The organism is Duganella sp. OV510, from assembly GCF_900100205.1.
Taxonomy (GTDB): Bacteria; Pseudomonadota; Gammaproteobacteria; order Burkholderiales; family Burkholderiaceae_D; genus Rugamonas.
This window is the reverse complement of record NZ_FNEQ01000008.1, coordinates 47,035-72,524: the sequence shown is the minus strand read 5'-3', so window position 1 is coordinate 72,524 and position 25,490 is coordinate 47,035. Positions and strand designations below refer to the sequence as shown.

At 63.6% G+C, this 25,490-nt stretch carries 22 protein-coding genes; 7 read left to right on the top strand and 15 right to left on the bottom strand.

Annotation, left to right across the window (positions count from 1 at the left end; translation table 11 throughout):
* The first annotated feature begins 2 nt into the window (after nucleotides 1–2).
* Nucleotides 3–1,133 carry an esterase-like activity of phytase family protein gene (locus tag BLS51_RS20520; RefSeq protein WP_090187588.1) on the top strand — a complete coding sequence of 377 codons (1,131 nt, stop codon included), beginning with the start codon at nucleotides 3–5 and terminating at the stop codon, nucleotides 1,131–1,133.
* Here the strand turns inward: BLS51_RS20520 and BLS51_RS20515 are convergent.
* On the bottom strand, nucleotides 1,038–2,366 hold the full coding sequence (locus BLS51_RS20515) for a RecQ family ATP-dependent DNA helicase (protein WP_090187583.1): 1,329 nt from the start codon (nucleotides 2,364–2,366) through the stop codon (nucleotides 1,038–1,040). The two genes, BLS51_RS20520 and BLS51_RS20515, sit on opposite strands and share 96 nt — an antisense overlap.
* A gap of 83 nt (nucleotides 2,367–2,449) precedes the next feature.
* On the opposite strand from BLS51_RS20515, the gene BLS51_RS20510 reads away from it, so the two are divergent.
* Nucleotides 2,450–2,782 (top strand): PilZ domain-containing protein, encoded by a 333-nt coding sequence (locus tag BLS51_RS20510; protein ID WP_090187578.1) that lies wholly within the window; start codon nucleotides 2,450–2,452, stop codon nucleotides 2,780–2,782.
* A 6-nt stretch (nucleotides 2,783–2,788) separates the two neighbouring features.
* Here BLS51_RS20510 and BLS51_RS20505 read toward each other — a convergent pair whose 3' ends face one another.
* A complete protein-coding gene (locus BLS51_RS20505) occupies nucleotides 2,789–3,178 on the bottom strand; it encodes an OsmC family protein (RefSeq protein WP_090187573.1) in 390 nt (129 codons plus the stop codon).
* A 115-nt stretch (nucleotides 3,179–3,293) separates the two neighbouring features.
* Here BLS51_RS20505 and BLS51_RS20500 point away from each other — a divergent pair, with 115 nt between their 5' ends.
* Both BLS51_RS20500 and BLS51_RS20495 read left to right on the top strand, forming a co-directional pair.
* On the top strand, nucleotides 3,294–5,549 hold the full coding sequence (locus tag BLS51_RS20500; protein ID WP_090187569.1) for an outer membrane beta-barrel family protein: 2,256 nt from the start codon (nucleotides 3,294–3,296) through the stop codon (nucleotides 5,547–5,549).
* Nucleotides 5,549–6,025, top strand: a complete 477-nt coding sequence (locus BLS51_RS20495) for a GNAT family N-acetyltransferase (RefSeq protein WP_229207662.1) — start codon at nucleotides 5,549–5,551, stop codon at nucleotides 6,023–6,025. The genes BLS51_RS20500 and BLS51_RS20495 overlap by 1 nt, the downstream gene beginning before the upstream one ends.
* On the opposite strand, the gene BLS51_RS20490 is transcribed toward BLS51_RS20495, so the two are convergent.
* The 9 genes from BLS51_RS20490 to BLS51_RS20450 form a co-directional block, all read right to left on the bottom strand.
* Entirely contained in the window at nucleotides 5,953–7,251 is a 1,299-nt protein-coding gene (locus tag BLS51_RS20490; RefSeq protein ID WP_090187564.1) for an ATP-binding protein, read from the bottom strand. The two genes, BLS51_RS20495 and BLS51_RS20490, sit on opposite strands and share 73 nt — an antisense overlap.
* Nucleotides 7,248–7,910 (bottom strand): response regulator, encoded by a 663-nt coding sequence (locus BLS51_RS20485; RefSeq protein ID WP_090188442.1) that lies wholly within the window; start codon nucleotides 7,908–7,910, stop codon nucleotides 7,248–7,250. Before BLS51_RS20485 ends, BLS51_RS20490 begins: the two co-directional genes overlap by 4 nt.
* 34 nt (nucleotides 7,911–7,944) lie before the next feature.
* Nucleotides 7,945–8,985 carry a bifunctional UDP-4-keto-pentose/UDP-xylose synthase gene (locus tag BLS51_RS20480; RefSeq protein WP_090188438.1) on the bottom strand — a complete coding sequence of 347 codons (1,041 nt, stop codon included), beginning with the start codon at nucleotides 8,983–8,985 and terminating at the stop codon, nucleotides 7,945–7,947.
* A 63-nt stretch (nucleotides 8,986–9,048) separates the two neighbouring features.
* Nucleotides 9,049–10,668, bottom strand: coding sequence for a glycosyltransferase family 39 protein (locus BLS51_RS20475; protein ID WP_090187560.1), 1,620 nt, complete (start codon nucleotides 10,666–10,668; stop codon nucleotides 9,049–9,051).
* 70 nt (nucleotides 10,669–10,738) lie between these two features.
* Complete coding sequence (locus tag BLS51_RS20470) at nucleotides 10,739–11,200, bottom strand: Fur family transcriptional regulator (RefSeq protein ID WP_090187555.1); 462 nt, start codon at nucleotides 11,198–11,200, stop codon at nucleotides 10,739–10,741.
* Nucleotides 11,201–11,273: 73 nt separating this feature from the next.
* Nucleotides 11,274–13,556 (bottom strand): TonB-dependent siderophore receptor, encoded by a 2,283-nt coding sequence (locus BLS51_RS20465; protein WP_090187550.1) that lies wholly within the window; start codon nucleotides 13,554–13,556, stop codon nucleotides 11,274–11,276.
* 2 nt (nucleotides 13,557–13,558) lie between these two features.
* Nucleotides 13,559–14,509 (bottom strand): FecR domain-containing protein, encoded by a 951-nt coding sequence (locus tag BLS51_RS20460; RefSeq protein ID WP_090187546.1) that lies wholly within the window; start codon nucleotides 14,507–14,509, stop codon nucleotides 13,559–13,561.
* A complete protein-coding gene (locus tag BLS51_RS20455; protein ID WP_229207661.1) occupies nucleotides 14,502–14,996 on the bottom strand; it encodes a sigma-70 family RNA polymerase sigma factor in 495 nt (164 codons plus the stop codon). The genes BLS51_RS20460 and BLS51_RS20455 overlap by 8 nt, the downstream gene beginning before the upstream one ends.
* Nucleotides 14,997–15,098: 102 nt before the next feature.
* On the bottom strand, nucleotides 15,099–16,256 hold the full coding sequence (locus BLS51_RS20450) for a branched-chain amino acid ABC transporter substrate-binding protein (protein WP_090188434.1): 1,158 nt from the start codon (nucleotides 16,254–16,256) through the stop codon (nucleotides 15,099–15,101).
* A gap of 128 nt (nucleotides 16,257–16,384) precedes the next feature.
* On the opposite strand from BLS51_RS20450, the gene BLS51_RS20445 reads away from it, so the two are divergent.
* Genes BLS51_RS20445 through BLS51_RS20435 form a run of 3 tightly spaced genes read left to right on the top strand, consistent with a single transcriptional unit; the run spans nucleotide 16,385 to nucleotide 21,036 of the window.
* Nucleotides 16,385–17,539, top strand: coding sequence for a pyridoxal phosphate-dependent aminotransferase (locus BLS51_RS20445; RefSeq protein ID WP_090187538.1), 1,155 nt, complete (start codon nucleotides 16,385–16,387; stop codon nucleotides 17,537–17,539).
* A gap of 5 nt (nucleotides 17,540–17,544) precedes the next feature.
* Nucleotides 17,545–19,749, top strand: coding sequence for a hybrid sensor histidine kinase/response regulator (locus BLS51_RS20440; protein WP_090187535.1), 2,205 nt, complete (start codon nucleotides 17,545–17,547; stop codon nucleotides 19,747–19,749).
* A 9-nt stretch (nucleotides 19,750–19,758) separates the two neighbouring features.
* A complete protein-coding gene (locus tag BLS51_RS20435) occupies nucleotides 19,759–21,036 on the top strand; it encodes a M20/M25/M40 family metallo-hydrolase (RefSeq protein WP_090187532.1) in 1,278 nt (425 codons plus the stop codon).
* Here BLS51_RS20435 and BLS51_RS20430 read toward each other — a convergent pair whose 3' ends face one another.
* Genes BLS51_RS20430 through BLS51_RS20415 form a run of 4 tightly spaced genes read right to left on the bottom strand, consistent with a single transcriptional unit; the run spans nucleotide 21,037 to nucleotide 25,480 of the window.
* Entirely contained in the window at nucleotides 21,037–23,193 is a 2,157-nt protein-coding gene (locus tag BLS51_RS20430; protein WP_090187528.1) for a TonB-dependent siderophore receptor, read from the bottom strand. It abuts the gene before it with no gap.
* Nucleotides 23,194–23,220: 27 nt separating this feature from the next.
* Nucleotides 23,221–23,598, bottom strand: coding sequence for a DUF3325 domain-containing protein (locus BLS51_RS20425; protein ID WP_090187525.1), 378 nt, complete (start codon nucleotides 23,596–23,598; stop codon nucleotides 23,221–23,223).
* Nucleotides 23,595–25,199 (bottom strand): PepSY-associated TM helix domain-containing protein, encoded by a 1,605-nt coding sequence (locus BLS51_RS20420; RefSeq protein ID WP_090187522.1) that lies wholly within the window; start codon nucleotides 25,197–25,199, stop codon nucleotides 23,595–23,597. The genes BLS51_RS20425 and BLS51_RS20420 overlap by 4 nt, the downstream gene beginning before the upstream one ends.
* Nucleotides 25,196–25,480 (bottom strand): DUF3649 domain-containing protein, encoded by a 285-nt coding sequence (locus BLS51_RS20415; RefSeq protein WP_373994346.1) that lies wholly within the window; start codon nucleotides 25,478–25,480, stop codon nucleotides 25,196–25,198. Before BLS51_RS20415 ends, BLS51_RS20420 begins: the two co-directional genes overlap by 4 nt.
* Nucleotides 25,481–25,490: the final 10 nt, after the last annotated feature.

The following is a 25,490-nucleotide window of genomic DNA, read 5'->3' as shown; positions in this document are numbered from 1 at the left end:
CCATGAAAAGAGCACTCATCACCTTCGCCTGCGCGCTGGCCTTGGCCGGATGCGCGCAGCTGCCATCGCGCACCGCCGGCAGCGTTGCGCAACTCCGCTTCATCGGTGAACAGCGCCTGCCCTGGCATCAGCAGTACCAGGGCACGCTGGTCGGCGGCCTGTCCGGCATCGATTACGATGCCGCCAATGACGAATGGGTGATGATCTGCGACGACCGTTCGCAGCACAATGCGGCGCGCTACTATCGCGCCAGGCTGGAGTTCGACCTGCACGCCTTCAAGTCGGCACAGTTGACCAGCGTGGCCACGCTGCTGCAACCGGACGGCAGCCCTTACCCATCCAAGGAGGCGTACAAGCCGGGCGCCGGCGCTGTGCCAGACCTGGAAGCGATGCGCGTTGATCCGCGCGACGCCAGCATCTGGTATTCCAGCGAAGGCGATGTGCGTCTCGGCCTCGACCCGTTCGTGCGCCACGCCACGCGCAATGGACGCTACCTCGCCACTTTGCCGCTGCCGCCGATGTTCACGGTGTCGAAGGAACACAAATCCGGCCCGCGCAACAATCAGGCTTTTGAAGGCATCAGCTTTACACCGGATGGCAATACGCTGTGGGTGTCGCTGGAAGGGCCGATGTATCAGGATGGCCCCGAGCCGGACCCCGAGCATGGCGCGCCGAGCCGCATAACGCACTTCACCCGTGATGGCAAGGTACTTGGCCAGTACGTGTATCCGCTCGATGCGATTCCGGCCAAACCCGGTCCGGGCATGGCGGCTGATAACGGCATCTCGGAAATCCTCGCCGTCAGCGACAGCAAGCTGCTGGTGCTGGAACGCGCCGGCGTGCAGGCCACCGACGGCAGCTACCGCACGTTTGTGCGCATTTATGAAGTCGATACCGCCGGCGCCACCGACGTGCAGCAGCTGCCAACGCTGAAGGGCGCGACTTTCACGACGCTGAAAAAACGGCTGGTGCTGGACCTGGACTCGCTCGGTCTGCCGATGATCGACAATCTGGAAGGCATAGCCTTCGGCCCGCGCCTAGCCAACGGCCACGCCAGCCTGATGCTGGTCTCCGACGACAACTTTAACAAGTCCGAGGTCACCCAGTTCCTGCTGTTCGAGGTGATCCCCTGAGATGACCGGCGGCGACAGGCAGTTGTCGCAGCGGCAGCAGCGTTCAAAGCCGGGCACAGGATCGCCGAAATAATCGAGCAGCAGCTTCCAGCGGCAAAAGCCGCTTTGCGCGTAGCCGATCATGCGCTCCAGCTTTTCGCGGTCCAGCTCATGCTTTTCATCGGGCGCCTTGCTCTTCATGAGGAAGAACTTCTGTAGCCGCGTATCGTCGTGGTAGTACAGCAGCGTGCATTCGGCGTTCTCACCGTCACGGCCGGCGCGGCCGGATTCCTGATAGTAGGCTTCCAGATTGCCGGGCACTTGGAGGTGAATGACGAAACGCGTGTCGGACTTGTCGATCCCCATGCCAAAGGCATTGGTGGCGACCATGACGCGGCGCTCGCCGTTCATGAACAAATTCTGGTTATCGCTGCGCTCCGCCGCTTTCAGGCGGCCGTGGTACAGCGTGACGCTTTCGCCGGCATCGGCCAGCAGCTGGTAGGTTTCCTTGACCGCCTTGACGGTGGCGGCGTACACGATGCCGACGCCAGGCGTATTACGTACCAGGTCCAGCAGCACGTCATTTTTTTCATCCGGATTGGTCACCTGGCGCACGCGGTAATGCAGATTCGGCCGGTAGATGCCAGTATTGACGACGCGCAGGCGCGAGCGGCCGAGCTGCACGCGGATGTCGGCAATCACGTCGTCGGTGGCGGTGGCGGTCAACGCCAGCACCTGTGGACTGCCCAGCGTTTCCAGCGCGGCGCCGATGTCGAGATACGCCGGGCGGAAGTCGTGGCCCCATTGCGATATGCAATGTGCTTCGTCGATGACCACCAGCGCGATTTGCGTTTGCCGCAGCAGTTGCTGGAATTCCGGCGTCGCCAGCCGCTCTGGCGTGCAAAACACGATATCCTTGCCGGCCTTCTCGATCGCTGCCAGCGCCTCCAGCTCATCGGCCCGCGACAGGCTGCTGTTGACCTGCGCGGCGCTGGCGATGCCCGCTTCTTCCAGCTTCTCCGCCTGGTCCTTCATCAGCGAAATCAACGGCGAAACCACCACCGTGATCCCCTTCATCAGCCGCGCCGGCAATTGGTAGCACAGCGACTTGCCGCTGCCGGTGGGCATCACGGCCAGCGTGTCGCGGCCGGCCAGCACGCTGTCGATGACACGCCGCTGGCCGTCGCGCAGCGCTTCAATGCCGAATACTTTACGCAGCAGACGGTCGATTTGGGTATTGAGAGAGGTAGCCATGCCCGCAGCGTAGTGAAATACAGATAGCCGGTATGTACGGCGGCACACTATACTATCGCTTTTAGTGGCTATCCCAAAAAACGATGGACCCGAGAAGAGAACATGTAAGGCGTCTGCTGCAGGTGGACGCCTACATTACTGACATCCATGGACAACATACGCAGCCGACGCAGATCATCGATATCTCGCGCATGGGCGTGGCGTTTGTCAGCGACCATGCGATGCCAACCGACGAACAACTGCTGCTCAATTTCAGCTTCCCCGGCAGCGCAATCCGCAACGAGATCACGCTCACCGTATTACATAGTAATTCCGTGGGATCGCAGGGACGCTACCGCAACGGCGCCCGTTTCATCGCCATTTCCGAAGTCTGCGCCGACCGGATCGTTGATTACGTGACCACGGCGCCGGCGTAACCTTCCTCACACCAGCTGGGTATCAATACGCATCCCGGCCTTCAGTGTCAGCGTGACCGGCGTTTTTTCGGCGATCTCGCTCATGCGTGCTTTCTGCGCCGCGTCGACCTCGCCGCTGATGGCCAGCGTGCGGCGAATCAGCATGCTGCCATCCTCGGCGTGCGTCAGGTGCAGGTCGACGCCGACAGCGGTGACCGGCCACTGCTTGCGGTCGGCGTACATGCGCAAGGTGATGGCGGTGCAGGACGCCAGCCCGGCCAGCAGAAAATCATACGGTGCGGGGCCGGCGTCATGGCCGCCGTTGCGGGCCGGTTCATCACCGGTCAGCGCGTGGCCGCCAACCTCGATTTGGGTGGTATAAGTGTCGCTGCCGATATGCGCGGAGCCGCGTGCCATGGTGTTCCCATTCTATGTAAAGCCGAGGTAAAGAAGCGTAAATGCGGCGATTTGCCCTATACCGCGCTGGTATAATGGCAACTCTACCGTACAGAGACGGTGTGCCGTCCAGACCATGCAAAAGATACTGCTTACCTGCTGCCTGACCGGCAGCGCCATTCTGCCAGCTTACGCCCAAAACACCACTCCCGAAAAGCCAGCCGGCAAACCTGCCGCCATCAAGGCGAAAGAAGTCGTGCCTGTGGTGCCTGAAGTGACCGTGTCGGCCGAGCGCCCGACCAACCGCATCGACCGCCAGGTGTATGACGTCAAGTCCGACGTTTCCAGCACCAACGGCAGCGCCGCCGATGCGCTGAACAATGTCCCGTCGGTCAATGTCGATCCGGACGGCAGCATCACCCTGCGCGGCAGCAGCAATGTACAGGTCATGGTGGACGGCAAACCGTCGGCGATGCTGCAAGGAGATAACCGCGGCCCGGCGTTGCAGGCGATGGCGGCCGACGATATCGAATCGATTGAGGTCATCAATAATCCCGGCGCGCAGTTCGGCAACGAGGCTGGTGGCGGCCCTATTCTGAATTTGGTCATGCGCCGCAACCGCAAGCCGGGCGGCATGGCGACGGTCAACGGCAATGCCGGTACAGCCGGCCGCTATAACAGCGCTGTCAACGGCAGCTACAATGAAGGCGCCTGGGGCTTCCAGGGCAGCGCCAATGTGCGTCACGACGGCCGCAACTCGGTGGCCGATGTTACCCGCGACCGCCTCGACGCCACCACCGGCGAGTTTGTGCACAGCAGCCAGCAGTCGTCCGGCCGTGGCCTGAACGACATGGCAGGCCTGAACGGCAGCGCCAGTTATAACCTGAACCAGACCGACACGCTGACCGGCACCGTCTCCTACAACAGCCGCACCAACGACCAGCGCTCCAGCGACCATTACATCAATGGCGCCACCAGCCTGATTTCGGCCAGCGACTATGTGCGCAGCACCGTGCGCACCGGCGACAGCACCAACTTCGGCTGGGGCGGACGCTATGACCACAAGGGCGAGCTGCCGGGCGAAACGCTGAAGATCGACCTGCGTGTATCGGCCTCGGAAAACGACAACGACAGCGATTACACCAACGACTACGCCACCGCCGGCATGGTCGATACCCGCGCGACGCAGCACAACCAGTTCAGCACCCGCATCGTCGACTTCACCGGCGACTACGAGCGTCCGCTGTGGGGCGGCACCGCCAAGGCGGGCTACAAGGTGGCAACCAACGACAGTTCGTTCAATACGCTGTACACCGACATCGATCCACTCACCGGCGTCGCGCAGGTGAACAATGGCCGCACCAATGCCTATGAGCTGGATGAGACGGTGTACGCGCTGTACGGCAGTTACCAGATGCGCCTCAACGAGCGCTGGGGTGCGCTGGCCGGCCTGCGCGCCGAGTACACCGATATGGACATCAACCAGATCACCGGCAATGCCCAGGCCAGGAACCATTACATCAACTACATCCCGAGCGCGTATGCTACCTACAAGGTCAATAGCGATGCCAACCTGCGTTTCTCCTACGCGCGCCGCATCCGCCGCCCGAACGCGAATGACCTGAATCCGTATGTGACCTACCGCGACGAGTTCAACGTCTCTTCGGGTAATCCGACCCTGAAGCCAACCAAGACCGATTCGTTCGAGATCGGCTACGAAACGCGCTTCGGCGGCCTCGAAACCAATCTGCGTGGCTACTACCGCCGCGACACCGACGCCATCGTTGACTACCGTTACTTCGTGGCGCCGAATGTGCTGCTGACCACCAAGGCCAATGGTGAAGGCAGCCATTCAAGCGGCCTCGAATTCACCGTCAACGGCAAGCTGACGCCATCGCTGACGCTGAACACCAGCGGTAACCTGATGCGCGCGCAGCAAAGCTTCTACGACGACACCGGCGTGCTGGTGGAGCGCACAGCCAATTCGCTGAGCGGCCGCGTGCGACTGAACTATCAATACGATCCGGCCAACCAGTTCCAGCTGGCGCTGCAAATGATGGGCAAGCAGCTATCCGGCCAGGGCTATCGTTCGCCCAACCGCACGCTCAACGCCAGCTGGCGCCATAACGTGACGTCGCAACTGACGCTGGTGGCCAATGTGACGGACCTGTTCAACACCAACAAGATGGAAACCATCATCAACAGCAATACGCTGCGCGAGACCAGCATCCGCCGCTTCGATGGCCGCGTGGTGTATGTCGGCCTGTCGTACCGCTTCGGTGGCACTTCGTCCAGCTCGGACAAACAGGAAGAAGGCGGCTGGGGCCCGCGCCCGGGCGGACCCGGCGGCCCAGGCGGTCCTGGCGCTGGCGGCCCGCCGCCAGGCGCATAATGCCAACAGCCCTGCGCCTCGCCGTTTCCGCAGACATCCCGGCGATGTCGCGGATACGGCTAGCTGTCGCGGAGAACAAGCTGTCCGATCCAGCCCGGATCACCCAGCAGATGTACGAGGATTATCTACAGAAGCTGGGGCGCGGCTGGGTGGCGGAAGTAGACGGTGTGATTGCCGGCTTCTGCTACGCAAACAGTCAGGACGCGTCTATCTGGGCGCTATTCATGGCGCGGGAATACGAGGGCCGTGGCATTGCCCGCCAGTTGCTGGACCTGGCGGTAGCTTGGCTGTTTGCGCAAGGCTGCGAGGCGGTGCGCCTGAGCACGGGCGCCAATACCCGCGCCGACGGCTTTTACGCGCGCCAAGGATGGACGCTGGAACGCGTCGAAAACAAGGAGGCGTTCTACGTCTTGAACAACACCGTCACGCACAAGCCGCGCCCTGCTTCACCTTCGGACAGCACGATATCGGCCTGATGATGGTCGGCGATGTTGCGGACGATGGACAGGCCAAGGCCGCAACCCCACACCTCCTGCCCGTCCGGTCGGAAGAAACGGTCGAACAGGCGCGCACGCGACTCGGCCGGCACACCTGGCCCGTTGTCGCGCACACGCAGTAGCGGGCGGCCATTCTCATACGCCGCCTGCAAATCCACCTTGCCGCCCTGTTGCGTGTAGCGCAGCGCGTTGTCGACCAGGTTATTCAGCAGCACGCGCAAGCCGTCGGCATCGGCAACGATGGTCACCTGCGCTGGCGCTTCGATACCCAGATCGATATTGCGGCTATCGGCCAGCGCGGAATGATCGGCCACCGCTGCTTCCAGCAGCAGGCCCAGATCGACCTGGCGCCGTTGCGCCGCGCCCAGTGGCGTCTCGTGCCGCGCAAGACTCAACAGCTGCCGCACCAGATGGGTGCCGCGATCCAGCCGTTCATGCAGCTTGGCCAGCGCCACTTGCCGCGCCTCGTCGCTGCCGGCACGCTCCACCAGTTGCAATTGCAGCTTGAGTGCCGTCAGCGGTGAGCGCAGTTCATGCGCCGCATCGGCGACAAAGGTGCGCTGCGCCGTCAGCGCCGCTTCAAAGCGCTGCATCAAGCCGTTCAAGGCCAGCACCACCGGACGCAGCTCCGGCGGCATGTCGTCAGTGTCCAGCGGCGTCAGCGCATCCGGCGTGCGCCCTGCCACCGCTTGCGCCAGACGGTTCATTGGCCGCAGCGCGCGCGCCACGACGACCAGAATCAGCACGCCCAGCACCACGCCGAAAGCCAGTAACGGCGCACCTGCACGCAAGGTCATGGCAGCCGCCAGTTCGTCACGCACCGCCATCTGCTGCGCCACCTGCACGTAGCGACCACGCCGCGTCTCGCCATAAAGGCGCCACTGCTGTCCGCCGACCATCGCCATCGAAAAGCCCTGCACTGCGTAACGTGGCAGTTCCAGCCGCCCCGGCAGCAGCGTTTGCGGATTGCCTTCCTCATCCCAGGCTTGCAGGACAAATTCTTCTTCGGGATCTTCGGCGACGGGCAGGCCGCTATCAGGTGAAAATTCGTGCGGCAGCGCGGCAGCCAGCTGGCGCAGCTGAAGGTCGGCCAGTTCATTGGTCTCGCTGAGCAGCGAGCGGTAAAGGGAAGCGCCTGCGCCAAGCACGCAGAACAGCATCGCGCCCAAAAGGCCAAGCAACAACTGGCGGCGGATGCTCATCATTGCGCCACCGGGATCTTGTAGCCGACGCCACGCACGTTCTTGATAAAGTCGGTGCCGAACTTCTTGCGCAGGTGGTGAACGTAGACATCCACCGTATTGCTTTCCACCTCGCTGTTCCAGCCGTACAGCTTTTCCTCCAGCTGGCTCTTGGACACCACGCTGCCCGGGTTGTCCAGCAAGGCGCGCAGCACGGAAAACTCGCGCGCCGACAGCTTGACCGGTGCACCTTCGAACGTCACTTCGTGGCTGGCCAGGTCCAGCGTCAACGCGCCGTGTTCGATGACCGAACGGGTGCGGTTGACGCGGCGGCGCAGCAGCGCACGGATGCGCGCCAGCAGCTCATCCAGGTCGAAAGGTTTGACCAGATAATCGTCGGCACCGGCGTCCAACCCTGCTACGCGGGCCGGCGTACCATCGCGCGCGGTGATAATCAGCACCGGCAGATCGGCGCCGCGCTTGCGGGCCGTCAGCAGCACCTCCATGCCCTGCTTGCCCGGCAGGCCCAGGTCCAGCAGCATCAGATCATAATCGACCGTCTTCAGCGCCAGTTCGGCATCGCGGCCGTCACGCACCCAGTCGACCGCGTAGCTCTCGCTACGCAGTCCTTCCACGATACTTTCGCCGATCATCGGATCGTCTTCCACCAGAAGCAGACGCACGCCGCTATCTCCCAACCGTTATCAACACCTTATCTTACTCCACCAGCGCTTTGGCGTCGGCGACCTGGCTGCGATAGGCGTCGAAGATCTTCTTCAGCGCGCCGGCCATGCTGGTCCTGGGGGCCCAGTCCAGTTCCTCGCAGGTGTTGGTAATCTTCGGCACACGGTTCTGCACATCCTGGTAGCCAGGGCCGTAGTACGCACCCGACGTGGTTTCGACGATACTGACCTGGCGTGCGCCAGCCGCATATTCTGGATACTTGCCTGCCAGGTCCAGCATCATGCCAGCCAGCTCGCGGATCGAATAATTGTTGACCGGATTGCCGATGTTGTAGATCTTCCCGGTGGCGGCGCCGTCCTTGTTTTCAATGATCTTCATCAGCGCATCAATGCCGTCGTCGATATCGGTAAAGGCGCGCTTCTGATGGCCGCCGTCGACCAGCGAGATATTCTCGCCACGGACGATGTGACCGAAGAACTGCGTCACCACGCGCGACGAGCCTTCCTTCGGCGTGTGGATCGAATCCAGCCCTGCACCGATCCAGTTAAATGGACGGAACAGCGTGAAATTCAGACCCTCCATGCCATAGCCCCAGATCACGCGGTCCATCAGCTGCTTGGCGTTCGAATAGATCCAGCGCGGCTTGTTGATCGGGCCGCAGATCAGTTCCGAATTCTCCGGATCGAATTCGTCATCATGGCACATGCCATACACCTCCGACGTCGATGGGAACACCAGATGCTTGCCGTACTTGGCTGCCGAGCGCACGATGGGAAGATTGGCCTCGAAATCCAGCTCGAACACGCGCAGCGGCGCTTTCACATAGGTCGATGGCGTGGCGATCGCCACCAGCGGCAGGATCACATCGCACTTCTTTACGTGGTATTCAACCCACTCCTTGTTGATGGTGATGTCACCCTCGAAGAAATGCATGCGCGGATGCGCCAGCAGGTCCGGAATACGGTCGGTATTCATGTCCATGCCATACACATGCCAGTCGGTCGTTTCCAGGATGCGTTTCGACAGGTGGTGGCCGATAAAGCCGTTCACGCCAAGGATCAATACTTTTTTCACTTGCTGCACCATCAGGTAATCATTGAAGTCTGCGATTCTGCCGAAGCAATCATTAACGGCGCATTAAGGCGACGAAATGACGATCATCTCGTTGCCGCGCGCCCGTTCGCGCATCGGCAAGCCTAGCCTGCGTGCCTCGAAATACAGGTCGTTGCGGATGATGGCGTACTGCGGCTGGCCATGCGCGGCGGCGGTACGCCAGCGCTTGTAGAACTCTTCCAGGGACACGATACCGCGCACAGGCTCCTGTGCCAGGCCGAACTCCAGCTCGCCCTCATAGGCCACCGGAATCACCGTGTGGCCCATGTAGAACGTCATTGACTGTTCGTAGGTGCCGACCGAATAGACCGGCGTATCGGCGCGCAGTTCGCTGCGGATCGCCATGGCCGCATCCAGGCCGGCCTTGCGGCGGCCAAACGGCTCGTGCGACGCCATCAGCAATTGCGTCATCAGCCAGCCGCCAAGCGCCACCGCCAGCACCATGCCGAGGCGCTGTCCTCGTACTTCCGCCAGCCAGGCCGCCAGCCCGCACAGCAGCGCCGCCGCGAAGCCGGCGTGCAGGAACGGCGTATCCAGGGTGGTGATAAATGGCGCGCACGCCAGCCCGACCACTCCCACCACTGCCAGCAGGACCGCAGCCAGAACGGCCATTGCGCGTGTGGTCCGTTCAAGATGCACGCCGATCAGCAGCGCCATGGCGGGAAACACCGGCAGCATATAGCCCGGCAGCTTTGAACTCGAATAGCTGAAGAAGAACAGGATGAACAGCGTCCACACCAGCAACAGTTGCATCGGCTGGAAGCGGCCTGCCACCCGCTTGCGCGCGGCAGCCAGCGCTGTCGGCAGCAACGGCAGCCACGGCACCGCCGCCGGCAGCATCAGCACCAGGAAGTAGTACCACGGACCTTCACGATGATGGGTCTTGAGGAAAAAGCGATCCCAATGTTCGTGGATGAAGAAGAACTGGGGCTGCTCCGGATTGCGCGCGCCAACCAGCAGGAACCACGGGACGGCGATCAGCAGCAGCAACGCCAGCCCGGCTAGCGGATGCAGGCGGCGCAGAATGGTGCGATCGCCACTCACCAGCAGGTAGATCGCGAGCACGCCTCCCGGCAGTACCACGCCGATCAGGCCCTTGGTCAGCACAGACAGCGCCATGCCCGCCCAGCACACCAGCATCCAGTTGCGCCGCTGCGCATCGCTGGCCCCATCCCGCTGCGCCAGCAGCAGCGCGCACAGGGCTAGCGCCATGGTAGCGGCCACCGGCAGGTCCAGCGAATTGAATTGCGACGCCGCCGCCCAGAACAGCATGGAGCCCAGCACCAGCGCCGCGTACAAACCAGCGCGACCGCCAAACACGCGCCGCCCGGTGTAGGCCACCATGAACACGCCAGCGATGCCGCACAAGCCATTCCACAGACGCGCCTGCCAATCGCCCAGGCCAAATAAGGTGAACGCCACGGCGCTCATCCAGGAATGCAGCGGCGGCTTTTCGAAATATTTGATGCCGTTCAGGCGGGTGGTAACCCAGTCGCCAGTGAGGAACATCTCGCGCGCCATTTCGGCGTAGCGGCCCTCATCAGGAGGGATCAGCGTACGGACGTCCAGCACCAATAGCGAGCAGACGATGAAGACGGTAGCCAGCGCGAGCAGCGCGACCGCAGAGCGGGAAAAGACAGGCATGGACGAACCAGATTGCGTAGGAAAGCGCGCAGTCTATTTCAGCCATCATTAACGGCGAGTTAAAAAGCCTTCAGGCCGGGTTGCATCCCCGGCAACGGGCGGGAATCAATATCTCTTCCGGCAGATCGAAGCTTTCCAGCGCTGCCACATTCGCCAGCTGGCCAGCCAGTACCGCATCGGCAATGCGCTGCTGGCGCCCGCAGACATCGCAGCGGAACACATACTTGCGGTTGTGCGCCGTGTCGGACTGGATGGAGTAGATCGCCTTGATGCCGCCCGAGGTCACATGGCGGTCGCGCAGCACCAGTCCCTCGTCCTCCATTTGTTTGAGGATGCGATAGACCGAGCCTAGGCTGATATTTTTGTCATCTTCGATCAACTGGCGGAACACCACCTCGGCGCTGATCGGCTCCGTCTGGCGCAGCAGCACGCTGGCGACGGCCGACCGGGCCTTCGTGATGCGCAACGGCGATTTGCGTATCCATTCCTGCACCCGTTGGTGCGCTGCGCTTCCATGCGTCGGCTGTTGCATATGTCACTCTCCTCCTTACATCTCCTTTGCCAAGCGAGACGCAAAAAAGGGAACCACAAATACAAAAATATTTTCAAAAGTGGCTGTTGAGCCCTATCCGCACGGCGCGCGGAGAACCCGGCATAATATTATTGTCACTGTACGCCGCCCCGAAATAAGCGCGGTCCGTCAGGTTTTCAACGCGGATCTGCAAGCGGCTGCGCTGGTCAAGCTGCCACGCCAGGCTGGCATCCAGCCGTGCATAACCTGGCAGTTGCACCGCATTGCTGGTCGAGGTGTACATGGCGCTACGCGCGATCACACCAAATGCCGCCTCCACTCCCGGCACCAGCGCATGACTGCTCCAGGCAGACAGGGTCTGATGCGGCGTATGCGGCATTTGCGCGCCATCCAGTACCGATGACAGACGCGAATGCTGGCGCGCGTAACCAAGGTTCAGCCGCCAGCCGCGATGAATGCGTGCCGCCAGCTCCATCTCGACGCCATGGCCGCGCTGCCCTTCCACCAGCATGGTCTCGCCGGCGTTGAGCGGGTCCTCGACCAGCACATTCCCGCGCCGCAGCTGGTACAGCGCGACACTGGCCGACAGCCCGCCATCATCCCAGCGGGCGCCGATCTCCTGATTGCGCACCACTTCCGGCACCAGCGACTGATTATCGACCGTCAGCGATGTCATTTGCTCGCCGACCCGCAGCACATAGGTCTTGCTCAGGCTGGCGTACAGCGACAGCGGCGGCAGCGGACGATAGGTCAAGGCCAGCCGTGGCGCCAGCGGGCGATCATGGCTAGCCAGTTGCTGTGCGTTGCGGATATCGCGGAAATCCACATTTACCGCCTCCGCGCGCAAGCCGGCCAGCAATTGCCACTGCGGCGACAGCGTGATCTGGTCCTGGATGTACAACGAGGCATTCTCTGCGCGGCTGGCGTTCTGCATATCGGTCGCGGTGGGGCGGAAGCTCACCGGCAGATGGATGGCCGGCTGCGCCACCGGCACATAGGCATACTGCACGTCCGTGCCCAGGCTGTCGAAATAGCCGGTGGCACGGGCGTTATCGGTACGCAGTCGGCCAAGTTCCATACCAACGTTGAGGCGATGCCGCAGGGTGCCCGTGTCCACCACGGTTTCCAGCTCGCCCTGGTACAGCAGGTTGCTGCGCCTCGCGCTGCGCTTGTAGGCCATCAGCAGCGCAGTCGCGCCGTTGTCCACCACGCCGCCGGTGAACACGTTCTGGTAATACTTGTCGTAGACCGCATAGTGCAGCTGACTGCTCCATTTCAGCGACGGCGCCAGCTGCCGTTCGACCCGCAGCGTCATCGCATCGATATCCACGCCGTTGTAGCTGTTGGCGGCGTCACCAAAGAAGGTGGATGGATCGCTGTCCACGGGACGGCCCGCATAAGAAGGCACGCCGCGATCAGTCGTGCGCCGGTCGTGAAAATGCTCATAGCTCAGCTGGACCAGCGTGCCGCCGGCATCGCGCCAGGACAGCGATGGCGCAACGCCATACCGCTTGAGCCACACGCCATCGCGATACGAGCGCGCGCTTTCGTCGACAGCGTTCAGCCGCCACGCCAGTTGCGGATTCCAGGCGCCGCCGACATCCACGCTGACGCGCCGGTCCTGCCACGTCCCCAGCTGCACATCAGCCTCGCCGATATCGCGCCATTGGGCCTGCTTGGTGGTGCGGTTGACGGCGCCACCGGAACCGCCACGCCCCCACGCCGTGGCGTTCGGCCCTTTCAGAACCTCCACCGTTTCGGTATTGTAGAAATCGCGGTAATACTGCACGTCGTCGCGCAGCCCATTGACAAAGAAATCAGCGCTGGTGTTATAGCCCCGGAAGACGGCGCTGTCGCGATTACCCTCACCCAGCGTCGCCTGCACGCCTGGCACGTAGGCCAGCATTTCGCCCATGCTGAGCAGACCGCGTTCGTGCAGTTGCGTCGCCTCCACCACGCTCAAAGCCTGCGGTACGTCGCGCAGCGGTGCTCCGCCCTTGACCGCGAAATAGCTGATCGCATCGAACGGCGCCTGCGCTGCCGGCCGCGCCACCACTTCCGGCAGCAGCTCGGCTTCAGGTGGTGGCGTCTGCCCGCGCAACAGATAGCTGCCGTCGGCCAGCCGCACCGCTTCCAGTCCGGTGCCGTTGAGAATGCGCGGCAGGTCGCGCTCTGGCGCCGACAATTCGGCCAGGCCTGGACTGCTCCGGTCCAGCGTCAGGCGGCCGTCGGCACTCAGCAAGGCGCCGCTGGCCAGCATATAGTCACGCAGCACCTGGTCAAGCGAGCCGGCGGGAATGACGGGCGCCGCCACCGCCAGCGATGGCAGCAGGGCCAGCAAGAACAATCTCTTCATGGTCAGCGCGGTTTGACAGTCACCCACCACGACAGCGTGCGCTCGACGCGCACCGGCAGCGCGGCCTGTAGCATTTGCAGCGCCTGGTCGGTGTCGTTCAAAGGATAGCTACCCACCAGCCGCAGATCGGCCAGCGATGGATCGCAACTCACATGGCCATGACGGTAGCGCGCCAGCTCCGCGAGGAAATTCTCCAGCCGCATCTGCGTGGCAATCAACAGCTTGCGCGACCATGCGCTGCTGTCCTCATGCGCCGGCGTCAGCGCGCCGGGGCGGCCGTCGATGATGTCGACCTGCGAACCAGCCGGCACCACGCTCTGGCCACCCACTTCCACCGCGCCCTGGTACACCGCCAGCCGCGTGCCCTGCTCCGTCATGCGCACCGCGAAACGCTTGCCCAGAGCGCGCAGCCGCACGCCACGCACCTCGACCACCAGCGGACGCGCAGGCAGATGGCCATCGTGACCGCTGTGCAGCAGGATTTCGCCACGCCGCAGCACGATGCGCCGCTGGTCTTCGCCATAGGCGACATCGGCGGCGCTGTCGGTATTCAGCCAGGCCAGCGTGCGGTCCGGCAGCGGCAGCGCGGCGATCTCGCCGATGCCGCTGCGATGCTGCGCATTCAGCGCTGCCAGATACTCGCCGGCCTGCTCGCGCCGCAGCGCCAGGCCGGCCATGCCGCCGCCGGCGCATAGCAACAGCAGCGCCTTCACCGCACGGCGACGACGCGGCGCTGCCGCCAGCGCTGCGCGCGCAGGCACGCCGGGCAAGCCATGCAGCTGGGCGTTGATTTCTTCGACACGACGCCACGCTTCGCGGTGGGCGGGCGCGGCGTCCAGCCAGCGCTGCCAGGCTTCGCGCTCCGCGATGCTGGCGTTGGGCGCGCCAAGGACAGCGAACCATTCAGCCGCCTGTTCCAGCACGTTGTATTCAAGGATTGCCGGTTCAGCCATTGGCGATCAACAGGCATTGCAGCATTGCCTGCGCCATGTACTTTTTCACCATGCGCTCGGACACCTGCAACTGCGCCGCGATGGCGCTGTAGGTCAGGCCGTCGAACTGCGACAGCAGGAAGGCTTCGCGCGCCTTCGGTGACAGCTTGTCGAGCATCGCATCGACCTGCACCAGCGCTTCGATCACCAGCGCGCGCTCCTCCGGCGACGAAGCCAGCGATTCCTCCTGCTGCGCCAGCGCGTCCAGGTAGGCGCGTTCCAGCGTCAGGCGGCGCCAGTGGTTGACCAGCAGGCCGTTGGCGATGGTGCTCAGGTAGGCGCGCGGTTCGCGCAGGGCGTCGAGCGTGCCGGCATCAAGCACGCGCACGAAGGTGTCATGGGCGATATCGGCCGCGCCGTCGCGGCAGCCGAGTTTGCGCCACAGCCAGTTGTGCAGCCAGCCATGATGGCTGCTGTACAGCGAGCCGGCGTCATGATGGGAAGGCACAAGAGTGGACACAGTCGGGTTAGCAAGGAATAAGAATCATTCCTATTATTACACAAACCGTAGCAGGCTGCCAATCTGCGGCAGCCTGTCTTTGGATAGGGCTTATTTGATTACAGCCAGCTTCTGGCGCTTGCCGCCCTTGAAGGTGTGGATGGTGATGGCGCCATCCTGCACATCACCGCGCGCGTCAAACGAGGTGGTGCCGGTGATGCCCTTGTGCTTGATCCTGGCCAGGAACGGCAGATACTTGGCCGGTTCCGGCGAACCCGCCTGCTGCATCGCGTCCACCAGCGTCATCAGCGCATCATATGAATACGCCGCATAGGTCTGCACCTCGACGCCAAAGCGCTTCTTGTACGCCGCGCGGAAATCTGCCATGCCCTTTTCCTGCGCCGGCTCGATACCGCCCGCTTCGGCGCAGATCACCTGGCCGTCGTTCATGCCTTCACCGGCCAGGCGCGGCACCGAGTCCGAGCACATGCCATCGCCGCCCATGAACTTGACGGGGATACCCAGCTGCTTCATCTGCCGCAGCATCGGCGCCGCCACCGCATCCATGCCGCCGAAGAAAATCATGTCCGGCTTGGTCGCCTTGATCGCGGTCAGGATGGCCATCAGGTCAGTGGCCTTGTCGTTGGTGTACTGGGTCGATACCACGCTGCTACCGCTGGCCGCGCCGGTGCGCTTGACGGTCTTGGCGAATTCGTCGGCCAGGCCCTTGCCGTACGCGGTGCGGTCGTCCACCACGGCGATGCGCTTGGCCTGCAAGGTTTGCATCGCATAGCGCGCAAGGGCCGGGCCAAGCTGCTCATCGTTGGCGATGTTGCGGAAGGTGGTGTTGTAGCGCTGGCGCGTGTACTGCGGCGAGGTGGCCGATGGCGTAATCTGCGGAATGCCAGCGTCATAGTAAATGCGCGAGGCTGGAATGGTGGTGCCGGAAGTCTGGTGGCCGACCACGCCCACCACCTTGGCGTCCGCCAGCTTCTGCGCGGCGGTGGTGGCTTGCTTCGGATCGCCGGCATCGTCCTCCGCCAACAGCGCGATCTTGTATTTTTTGCCGCCGATGATCAGGCCCCTGGCGTTCAGCTCATCCACCGCCATGCGCGCGCCGTTTTCATTATCCTTGCCCAGGTGGGCGATGGCGCTGGATGTTGCGGCGACGTGGCCGATCTTGATGGTGTCCTGTGCGTGTGCGGCAGCCATCGTGCCGACAAAGGCCAGCGCCACGGCGCGGCAAGCTGTTTTTGTTATTAATTGCATCAATTCCTCATACATACCGAATTAAATAAGGGCGTAAGCATACCAGACCTTCGCGCACGATTGCCAAATCTCCCTCTCACTTGCAGGGCCGATTGAAGTAGAATAAATATTTCCAAAAGAGAATCAATATGCACCTCTCGCGCCGCATTGCACGTTCCAGACCGCTGGCCACGACCGCCATGCACGGGCGCGTGGAAGCCATGAAGGAAGGCGGCCAACAGATCATCGATTTTTCCATCGCCATCTCGCATTTTCAGGCGCCGGACATGGTGCTGGACGCGGTGCAGCAAGGCCTGCGGCTGCCCTCCCTGCCCTACACCGCCGTCGGCGGCGACGCGCAAGTCCGCGCCCGGCTGGCCTCCAAGGTAGTCAACGACAACCGCATTCCCGCCACGCCTGCCGAGATCCTGGTGACCAACGGCTGCAAGCAGGCCTTGTATCAGGCGCTGTACGTAATGGCCGATCCGGGCGACGCGGTCATCATCTTCAAACCGCACTGGCCCGCCTATGTGGCTACCTGCAAGCTGCTGGAACTGGAGCCGGTGCTGCTTGACCTGCCGGCCGAAATCACCGATCAGGTGCTGGACAGCCTGCCGCCAGCGCGCATCCTCATCATCAACAATCCGCACAATCCGACTGGCGCGGTGCTCAGCGAGGCGGAACTGGACCGCATCGCCGGCTGGCTGAAACGCACCGACACCCGCGCCATCGTCGACGAGAGCTACGAAAAGCTGATCTTCGACGGCGTCCACACCAGCCTTGCAGCGCGGGCGGACTGGCGTGAACTGGGCATCGTCACGCTGTTCTCGACCTCGCAAAGCTACGCCATGATGGGCTGGCGCGCCGGCTTCGCGGTGGCGCCCGCGCAGCTGGTCACAGCGATGGAAACGCTGCAAGGCCCGATCACCGCCGCCGTGCCGATGCTGATGCAGCTGGCCATGGCAGCAGCCTTCGAATCCGGCGAACCGCGCGCCATGATGGCCGACTACCGCCAGCGCCGCGACCTGGTGCTGGACCTTGTGCACGGCCTGCCGTGGCTGAGCATGCGCTGTCCGGCTTCCGGACCTTACCTGTGGGCCGACGTCTCGCCGCTGACGATGGACACGGCGGACTTCAGCGAAAAGCTGCTGGCCGAATGCGCCGTTGCTGTCATGCCGGGCGATGCGCTGGGCGTGCCCGGCTACATCCGCATCGGCTATATTTCAGACGATATCGCTACCTTGCGCCGTGGCGTGCAAGCCATCATCGGCTTCGGCAACGCCATGTACCACGCTACCCGATAGACGCCGTGGCCTTCCTGCTCCTCCAGCTGAACAGCCTGCGCAGCCGCCTGATACTGCTGGTGATGCTGGCGATCGCACCCAGCGCCATCATGACCATGATTAACGGCGCCCGCGAACGCGCGCACGCGGTCGAGGTGGCGGAAGACAATCTGCAACGCCTGACCAACCTGGCCGCCGCCAACGAGGCGCAGTCGATCGCCGGCGCGCGCCAGTTGCTGCGCGACCTGGCCAGCATTCCCGACCTGATGGGCGACCAGTCGCAATGCAGCCGCCTGCTGGCGCGGATACAGCGGCAGAATCCGGACTACGTCAACCTCGGGCTGATTCAGTTGAATGGCGATGTCACCTGCAGCGCCGTGCCGTCGAAGGCGCCGGTCAATCTGGCCGACCGCGCGCACTTCCGCCGCGCCGTGCACCTGAAGCGCTTTGTCGCCGGCGGCTACATCTTCGGCCGCGTGATCCAGAAGCACACCGTCAATCTGACCTATCCGGTGCTGGATGACGAAGACAAGGTGCGCGCCGTGGTATTCGCCGCGCTCGACCTGACCAAGCTGGATCGCTTTGTCGCCGACATCAAGCTGCCGCCAGGATCGCTGCTGCTGACCGCCGACTCCGAAGGCCAGATCATTTCGCGCAAGCCCAATCCGGAGCAGTGGTTCGGCAAGCCGGTATGGCCCGAGATGCGACTGGCCATGGCCGCCGAACCAGGCAAGCCGGTGCTGCTGACGGGGCCGGACGGCGTCGAACGGCTGCACCGCTTTGCGCGGGTCGGCACCAATGGCCTGTCCGACTATACGCTAACGATCGGCATACCGGCGGACGACATCACCGCCAACGCGCGCAACGACCAGATGCTGGACTTCCTGGCGCTGGCTGCCACCATTGGCCTGGCCGTGCTGGCCGCCTGGTTTGTCGGCGACGTGCTGGTGCTGCGTCGTGTGAAACGGCTGGCCAGCACCGCCAACAGCATCGCCTCCGGCACGCTGGAAGCGCGCAGCGGCATCAGCTACGGCAAGGAGGAAATCAGCGAACTGGCGCGCGCACTCGACGCCATGGCCGCCTCCCTACAGGAAAAGGAACTGCAACACCTGCGCGCCGAACAGCAGTTGCGCGAAGCCGACCGCCGCAAGGACGAATTTCTCGCCATGCTGGCACATGAGCTGCGCAACCCGCTGGCGCCGATCAGCGCCGGCGCGCAGCTGCTGCAAAGCGGCCATGCCAGTGACGCCGCCGTGCAGCGCACCGCCAGCATCATCGTGCGCCAGGTGCACCACATGACGCGACTGGTCGATGACCTGCTGGATGTTTCCCGCGTCACGCGCGGCCTGGTCACGCTGATGCGGGTGCCGCTGGACGTGAGCAGGATCGTCGCCGACGCCATCGAACAGGTTGATCCGCTGCTCAAATCGCGCCAGCACCGGCTTGAAGTGGTGCTGGCAGAAACGCCGCTGATGGTGACTGGCGACCATAAGCGGCTGGTGCAGGTGCTGGCCAATGTGCTGAACAACGCCGCCAAATACACACCGGACGGCGGCGCCATCAGGCTGACCGCGCGTGCTGAAGGCAGCAACGTCAAGCTGATCGTCAGCGACAACGGCATCGGCATGTCGCCGGAGTTACGCAGCCGCGTGTTTGAACTGTTCGCGCAGGCGGATCGCAATCCGGATCGCTCGCAAGGCGGCCTGGGGCTGGGACTGGCGCTGGTCAAGTCGCTGGTGGAGCTGCACGGCGGTGCGGTGGCAGCCGACAGCGAAGGCGAGCAGCAGGGCAGCACCTTCACCATCATCCTGCCCGCCACGCATCAGCAGCCGGCCGCCGTCCTGCCCGGCCACACCGCCGCGCCGGCGCGCAAGTTGCGCGTGCTGGTGGTTGACGATAATATCGACGCCGCGCAAACGCTGCAGCTTTTGCTGGAGGCCGGCGGCCACCACGTCAGCGTGGCGCATACCGCGCTGGCGGCGCTGGAGATCGCCCAGGCCAGATCGCCGGAACTGTGCCTGCTCGATATCGGCCTGCCCGACATCAGCGGTTACGACCTGGCACGCGGCTTGCGAGCCTTGCCGCACACCGCCCACGCCACGCTGGTGGCGGTAACCGGCTACGGCCGCCGCGAGGATCGTGACCAGGCCACGGCGGCGGGCTTTGACCACTATTTTGTTAAACCAGTCGATGTCGACGCGCTGCTGGCGCTGATCGCCCGGCTTCCCTGACGGAGCTTCATGAAACACCTGCTACTCTGCCTCGCCATCGCAGCCGCCCTGCCGGCACAGGCGCAAGAACAAGCCCTGGCGCGCATCGCCGCGCAGCCGGCCGTCAAACAGGCACTGGCCTACATTGAAAAGAACGAGCCGCTGACGCAGAAGAATATGCTGGCGATTAACGCCATCCCGGCGCCAACGTTTGCCGAGGCTGCGCGCGCCCGCGACTACGAACAGCGCCTGAAAGCGGCAGGCCTGGCCGACGTGCACATCGATGAAGCAGGCAATGTGCTGGGCTTCTGGCGCGGCAGCGGCAAAGGCCCTACCGTGGTGCTGGCCGCGCACCTGGACACCGTCTACCCGGCCGCCACCGATCTCACCGTGCGCGAAAAGGACGGCCGGCTGTACGCGCCAGGCATCGCCGACAACGGCCGTTCGCTGGCCGCGATGCTGGCCATCGCCCAGGCGCTCAGCGACGCCAAGGTGCAGACCGAGGGCGACGTGCTGTTTGTCGCCAATGTCGGCGAGGAAGGATTGGGCGACCTGAAAGGCGTCAAGCATCTGTTCAGGCAGCGCAAGGACATCAAGGCTTTTGTCGGCCTGGAGCCGGCACTTGGCACACATGGCGATCCGGTAACCTACATGGGCGCCGGCAGCCGCCGCTTCAAGGTGACCATCCACGGACCGGGTGGCCACAGCTACGAGAGCTTTGGCCTGCCTTCGGCGGTGCATGCGGCCGGCCGCGTGATCGCACGCATCGACGATGTGCGCGTCCCGGCGCAGCCTAAAGTGACGTTCAATGTGGGTGTGGTTCAAGGCGGGCAATCGGTCAACAGCATCTCGGCCGAAGCCTCGCTGCTGATCGATATCCGTTCCGCCGACGCGGCGCTGCTGGCCAAGGTTGAGCAGCAGATCAAGGACGCCATTCAGCAAGGTGTGAATGACACCAACCAGCGTTGGAACAGCAAGGCGATCAGCGCCGATGTGGCGCTGATCGGCGACCGCCCGGCTGGCAAGATGGCGGAAGACGCCGTAATCGTCCGCACCGCGCTGGCGGCAGCCAAGGTACAAGGCCGCCCGGCGCTGCTGGACGCCGCGCATTCGACCGACGCCAACCTGCCGATGAGCCTTGGCGTTCCGGCGGTTACCATGTCCGGTGGCGGCACTTCCGGCGGCTACCATTCGGAAAAACTGGAATGGTGGGCGCCGCAGAATGCTCACACCGGCCCGCAAAACGCCATGTTGACGGTGCTTGGGCTGGTCGGCGTGCGCGGCCTGGACGCCCCGCTGGCGAAGTAATTACAGCGTGACGCGCAGCGACACTTGCACGTTGCGCGGATCGCCGTAGTAGTTGCCAAAGCCGGTGGCCGCATACTTCGCGAAGTAGAACTTGTCGAACAGGTTGTTGACGTTAGCCTGCAACGCATAAGTCTTGTTGAAGCGGTAGCCGATCATCGCGTTGACGATGCTGTAGCCGCCCTGACTCGCCGTTACCGCGCCCGACTTCACAAAGGTTTCGCTTTGCGCCTGCACGCCGCCGCCGATACTCAGGCCTTGCAGCGCACCGTCCGGCCGGTAGGTCGCAAACACCCGGAACAGGTGGCGCGGATCGATGCTGCGCAGCGGCTGGCCGACATTGGCGGCGCTGCTGTCGCTCAGGTACTTGGTCCGCGTATTGGTGTAGCCGCCGGTCAGCTGCAAGCCTGGCAGCACTTCGCCGCTGATCTCCGCCTCAAAACCCTCACTGCGCTGCTTGCCACCGGTGGTATAGCAATAGCTGGTCGGGTAGTACGGCATGCACGGATTCGGCGTGCTGGTGTCCAGTGCCGCCTTGCCGTTGTTATTGATGCGGAAGGCCGACAGCGACGCGGTCAGCGCGCCGCCAAAGAACTCGCCCTTGAAGCCGGCCTCATAGTCTTCGCCACGCACCGGCGCGATGATGGCGCCGCTGGTGTCCTTGTAGTTCTGCGGCGTGAAGATCTCGGTGTAGCTGGCATAGGCGTTGATTTGCCTGGTGATGTCGTAGGTGACGCCAGCGAATGGCGTCACTTCACGCGTCACCTTGTAACTGCTGGCCGGCGCGCCGGGCACCTGATAGTCCCACCAGCTCAGGCGCGCGCCCAGCAACACGTTCAGCGGATCGGCCAACGACAGGCGCGTGGTGGCATAGGCGCCCTGCTGGTGCGTCTTGTTGCCTGCCGCCGCGTAAGCTGTGCCCGAGCCGGGGCCAACTTCCGGTTCCGCCACGGTGTACGGATTCCAGCTACGGATGTCGACGTTGGTCATCACGCCCAGGCCGAAGTAGCCCGAGGTGCCGATGGTGTCCACTTCCTGCGACTCGACGCCAAAGGTCGCCTCGTGCTTGCGGCCGAACAGCTGGAACGGGCCATTGGCGGTGGCGCTCAGCACGCGCTGGTTGCTGGTGTCGCCGGAATAAGCCGATACGCTGACGTTGACCAGGTAGGGATTGGTGGTGCTGGTGCGCGAGAACGAGGTCTGTTTGAAGCCCCACGGCTTCATGTGCAGGCCGGTCCAGGCGGCACCCAGCTTGACGCTCCAGTCGTTGTCAAAACGATGTTCCAGCTCCAGCGAGGCCTGGTCGTTATAACGGTTCCAGCGGTTCCACGTCGCACCCAGATAGGTATCGATCGGCATGTTCAGCGAGGTGCCGTCGAAGTTGGGTGGCAGGTTGCCCCAGGCGCCGGTGGAATCCAGGTCGGTATGCTGCAGCGTTGCGGTCAGCAGCGTGCGTGGCGTCAGGTCGGCTTCCACTACGCCGTACATCACTTCGCGGTCTTCGTTACGGGCCTGCTGGAAAAATTCCTTTTTATCCTTGACCACCACCGCGCGGGCGCGCAGCGTGCCAGCCTCGTTCAGCGCGCCGGAGATATCGGCCTCGCCACGCTTGCGGTCCCAGGTGCCGGCGATCAGGTTCAGGTTGGCCTGGAAGGTTTTGGTCGGGCGCTTGCGCACCAGGTTGACCGCCGCCGACGGATTACCGGAACCGCGCAGCATGCCCGAGGCGCCGCGCAGGATCTCGACGCGCTCCAGCACCGCCGTATCCGGCTGCACGAAGATCGACCCGCCCTGATTCATGGTGAAGCCGTCAATTTGCAGCGCATCGATCGAAAAGCCGCGCGAGTAGTAACCTACGCGTTCGCTGTCGGTGTAGTCGACAGTGACGCCCGGCGTGTTCTTCATCACATCATGCAGATCGGGCAGCAGGCGGTCATCAAGGAATTGGCGCGTCAGCACGGTGACCGGCTGCGGAATATCGCGGATCGAATCGACGCCTTTGAAAACGCTGGCTTTTTTGGCGGCGAAGGAATTGTCGGCGGCGCCGACAACTTCCACGGTTGGCATCAGCTTGTCATCTTCTTCGGCATGCGCCAGCAGGCTGACGGCAAACATGATGGCGGTAAGTGGCAGGGACGTGCGAGGGCAACGACGTAACATCGTAAGGGTTCCTTGATAAGTAAGGGTTTAAATAAAGGCGCGGCTCAACAGCCCGAGCGCGATAGCGGCGACGCTGACACCGGCGGCAGCCCAGCTCACGCGCACAATCGCGCGCGCGGCATAGCTGAGCAGCAGCACCAGGCTGATCGCCGCAGCGGTCAGCATGCCGGCCCAGGCGACCCAGCCCTGGGATGCGCCCCATACAGCCAGGCAGACCAGCAGCGACAGCAGCAGTCCGCCGCCACCCGACCAGCGCAGCATATTGCGCGTGCGACCGCTGGGAAGATTGCCCCGGCCATGCAGGCTTTCCCAGTGACGGTCCATCGCCAGGCTAAGCGCGGCAAAGCCGCCGGCGGCGCTGGACAACGCAGCAACGATCGCCATGGTGTTCATCAGGGCCATCATGCCGCCACCTCTTTCTCGGTTTTCACTTTGGCTGGCGCCTTGGCCGAGGACTTGACAGTCCCCAGCCGTTTGCTGGCCCACAGGAAGGTGCAGCCCAATAGCAGCGACACCAGGTCAAAGCCGGCCACCGGCCACAAGCCCTGCGCCATGCTGGCGAACAGGCCCGAGCCGCCGGTCAGCGGATTCACTATCGGCAGCAGCGCGAACAGCAGGCCGGCCACCGCCAGCTGGATGCGCCACATCCAGCGCGCCGGGAAGGCCAATGCCAGCAAGGCGGCAATGCCCCAGGCGGTAAAGAAGCATTGGATTTCCAGGTCCGGCCGCCCTTGCAAGCCAACCGGCAGCAAGCGGTTGGCCCAGAAAAACACGCTCATGGCGATCAGCAGGCCGGCGATGCCGCCCAGGTTCAGGCCATCCACCAGCCGCAGGCCGAAACCTATGCGGCCATTGGCCCTGGCTTTCAGGTGCTTGGGACGCTCCTTGACCGCCCACAGCAACACGCCGGTTGCCACCATCGCACAGCCGGCCAGGCCGGACAGGAAGAACAGGCCACGCAGCAGCGGGCTGGCGAAGCGGCCAATGTGCAGGCCGACCATGACGCCGCGCGTTTCGACTGCGGCGCCGCTCTTGTCGGCTTCCGTCAGCAGCTTGCCGGTGACGCCGTCGAAGGTCAGCGTCGGCAGGCTGCTGTTCAGGCCCCCGCCCTCCTGCTGCGTCACGGTAACGGTGGCGTTGCTGTCGCCCGCCAAGCTGACGGCGATGCGACCGACCGGTGCGCCGTTCCACTGCTGGCTGGCCTGCGCCACCAGCGGCGCAAGTTGGGTCAGCGGCGCATGTACGCCGGAGGCCTTGGCTTCCGCTTTCGGGCCGCCGTTGAGGTCCGCATAAAAGGCATCGCGCTCCGGATATACCGCGCTCAAGCCTTGCGGCAAGTACATGAACATCAGCGTCACCAGGCCTGTATAGGTAATCATCAGGTGATACGGCAGCGCCAGCACGGCGGTGGCGTTGTGCGCGTCCAGCCAGGAGCGCTGGCCCTTGTTCGGGCGGAAGGTGAAGAAGTCCTTGAAGATGCGCTTGTGCGTGACGATGCCTGAAATGATCGCCACCAGCATGAACATGGCGCAGGCGCCGACGATCCAGCGCGCCCACAGTACCGGCATGTAGTGCATGTCGAAGTGCATGCGGTAGAAGAAGTCGCCGCCACGCGTGGCGCGCGCCGCGTTGAGTTCCTCGCCGGTGACCGGATCAACACTGGCGTTTTCAAAGCGACGGCGGCCGCGTGGCTTGCCTTCCTGCTTGGATGGTGGCGGCGCCCAGCTGGCGCGCACCGACGGTTCGCGCTCGTTCGGCAAGGTGATGAACCAGCGCGGGCTGTGCGCCGCGCGCTGCTCCAATAGCTTCTGGATCTGCGCGGTGGCAACGCCCTGGTCGACCACGGTGTGCGAAGCCCGGTGCAACTCGGGCTTCATCCACAGTGTGATCTCATCGCGGAAATAGCTGGCGGTGCCGCAGGCGAACACCATGAACAGCACCCAGCCGACCAGCAGGCCGGACCAGGTGTGCAGCCACGCCATGGATTGGCGGAAGCCCTCTTTCATGCCTGGCCTCCGGCAAAAATGACAGCGCCCAGCAACAGTCCGGTTGCGAGCAGGCCGGCCCAGGCGCGCCAGGCGCTGCTGGTAGCGAAGCACCACATTACGGCACAGGGATAAACCACCAGGCCGGTCAGCGTGGCGGTGACCACGCGGTCGACATCACGGCCCGGCAAGCAGATTGCCAGGGCGGCGACTGCCAGCGCGGAGACAGCGTAGCCGCCGCCAATTGCCGCCAGCGCGCGTGAAGCGACGCCCAGGCGGTAATTCATCAGGATTTGCATCATAGAGGGAGCT

Coding starts and splice junctions, on each gene's coding strand:
- BLS51_RS20425 (WP_090187525.1), bottom strand. CDS start 23,598: ATGATGGCCCTGATGAACACCATGGCGATCGTTGCTGCGTTGTCCAGC.
- BLS51_RS20460 (WP_090187546.1), bottom strand. CDS start 14,509: ATGGCTGAACCGGCAATCCTTGAATACAACGTGCTGGAACAGGCGGCT.
- BLS51_RS20420 (WP_090187522.1), bottom strand. CDS start 25,199: ATGAAAGAGGGCTTCCGCCAATCCATGGCGTGGCTGCACACCTGGTCC.
- BLS51_RS20495 (WP_229207662.1), top strand. CDS start 5,549: ATGCCAACAGCCCTGCGCCTCGCCGTTTCCGCAGACATCCCGGCGATG.
- BLS51_RS20465 (WP_090187550.1), bottom strand. CDS start 13,556: ATGAAGAGATTGTTCTTGCTGGCCCTGCTGCCATCGCTGGCGGTGGCG.
- BLS51_RS20435 (WP_090187532.1), top strand. CDS start 19,759: ATGAAACACCTGCTACTCTGCCTCGCCATCGCAGCCGCCCTGCCGGCA.
- BLS51_RS20520 (WP_090187588.1), top strand. CDS start 3: ATGAAAAGAGCACTCATCACCTTCGCCTGCGCGCTGGCCTTGGCCGGA.
- BLS51_RS20415 (WP_373994346.1), bottom strand. CDS start 25,480: ATGATGCAAATCCTGATGAATTACCGCCTGGGCGTCGCTTCACGCGCG.
- BLS51_RS20445 (WP_090187538.1), top strand. CDS start 16,385: ATGCACCTCTCGCGCCGCATTGCACGTTCCAGACCGCTGGCCACGACC.
- BLS51_RS20500 (WP_090187569.1), top strand. CDS start 3,294: ATGCAAAAGATACTGCTTACCTGCTGCCTGACCGGCAGCGCCATTCTG.
- BLS51_RS20510 (WP_090187578.1), top strand. CDS start 2,450: ATGGACCCGAGAAGAGAACATGTAAGGCGTCTGCTGCAGGTGGACGCC.
- BLS51_RS20470 (WP_090187555.1), bottom strand. CDS start 11,200: ATGCAACAGCCGACGCATGGAAGCGCAGCGCACCAACGGGTGCAGGAA.
- BLS51_RS20505 (WP_090187573.1), bottom strand. CDS start 3,178: ATGGCACGCGGCTCCGCGCATATCGGCAGCGACACTTATACCACCCAA.
- BLS51_RS20450 (WP_090188434.1), bottom strand. CDS start 16,256: ATGCAATTAATAACAAAAACAGCTTGCCGCGCCGTGGCGCTGGCCTTT.
- BLS51_RS20475 (WP_090187560.1), bottom strand. CDS start 10,668: ATGCCTGTCTTTTCCCGCTCTGCGGTCGCGCTGCTCGCGCTGGCTACC.
- BLS51_RS20515 (WP_090187583.1), bottom strand. CDS start 2,366: ATGGCTACCTCTCTCAATACCCAAATCGACCGTCTGCTGCGTAAAGTA.
- BLS51_RS20430 (WP_090187528.1), bottom strand. CDS start 23,193: ATGTTACGTCGTTGCCCTCGCACGTCCCTGCCACTTACCGCCATCATG.
- BLS51_RS20490 (WP_090187564.1), bottom strand. CDS start 7,251: ATGATGAGCATCCGCCGCCAGTTGTTGCTTGGCCTTTTGGGCGCGATG.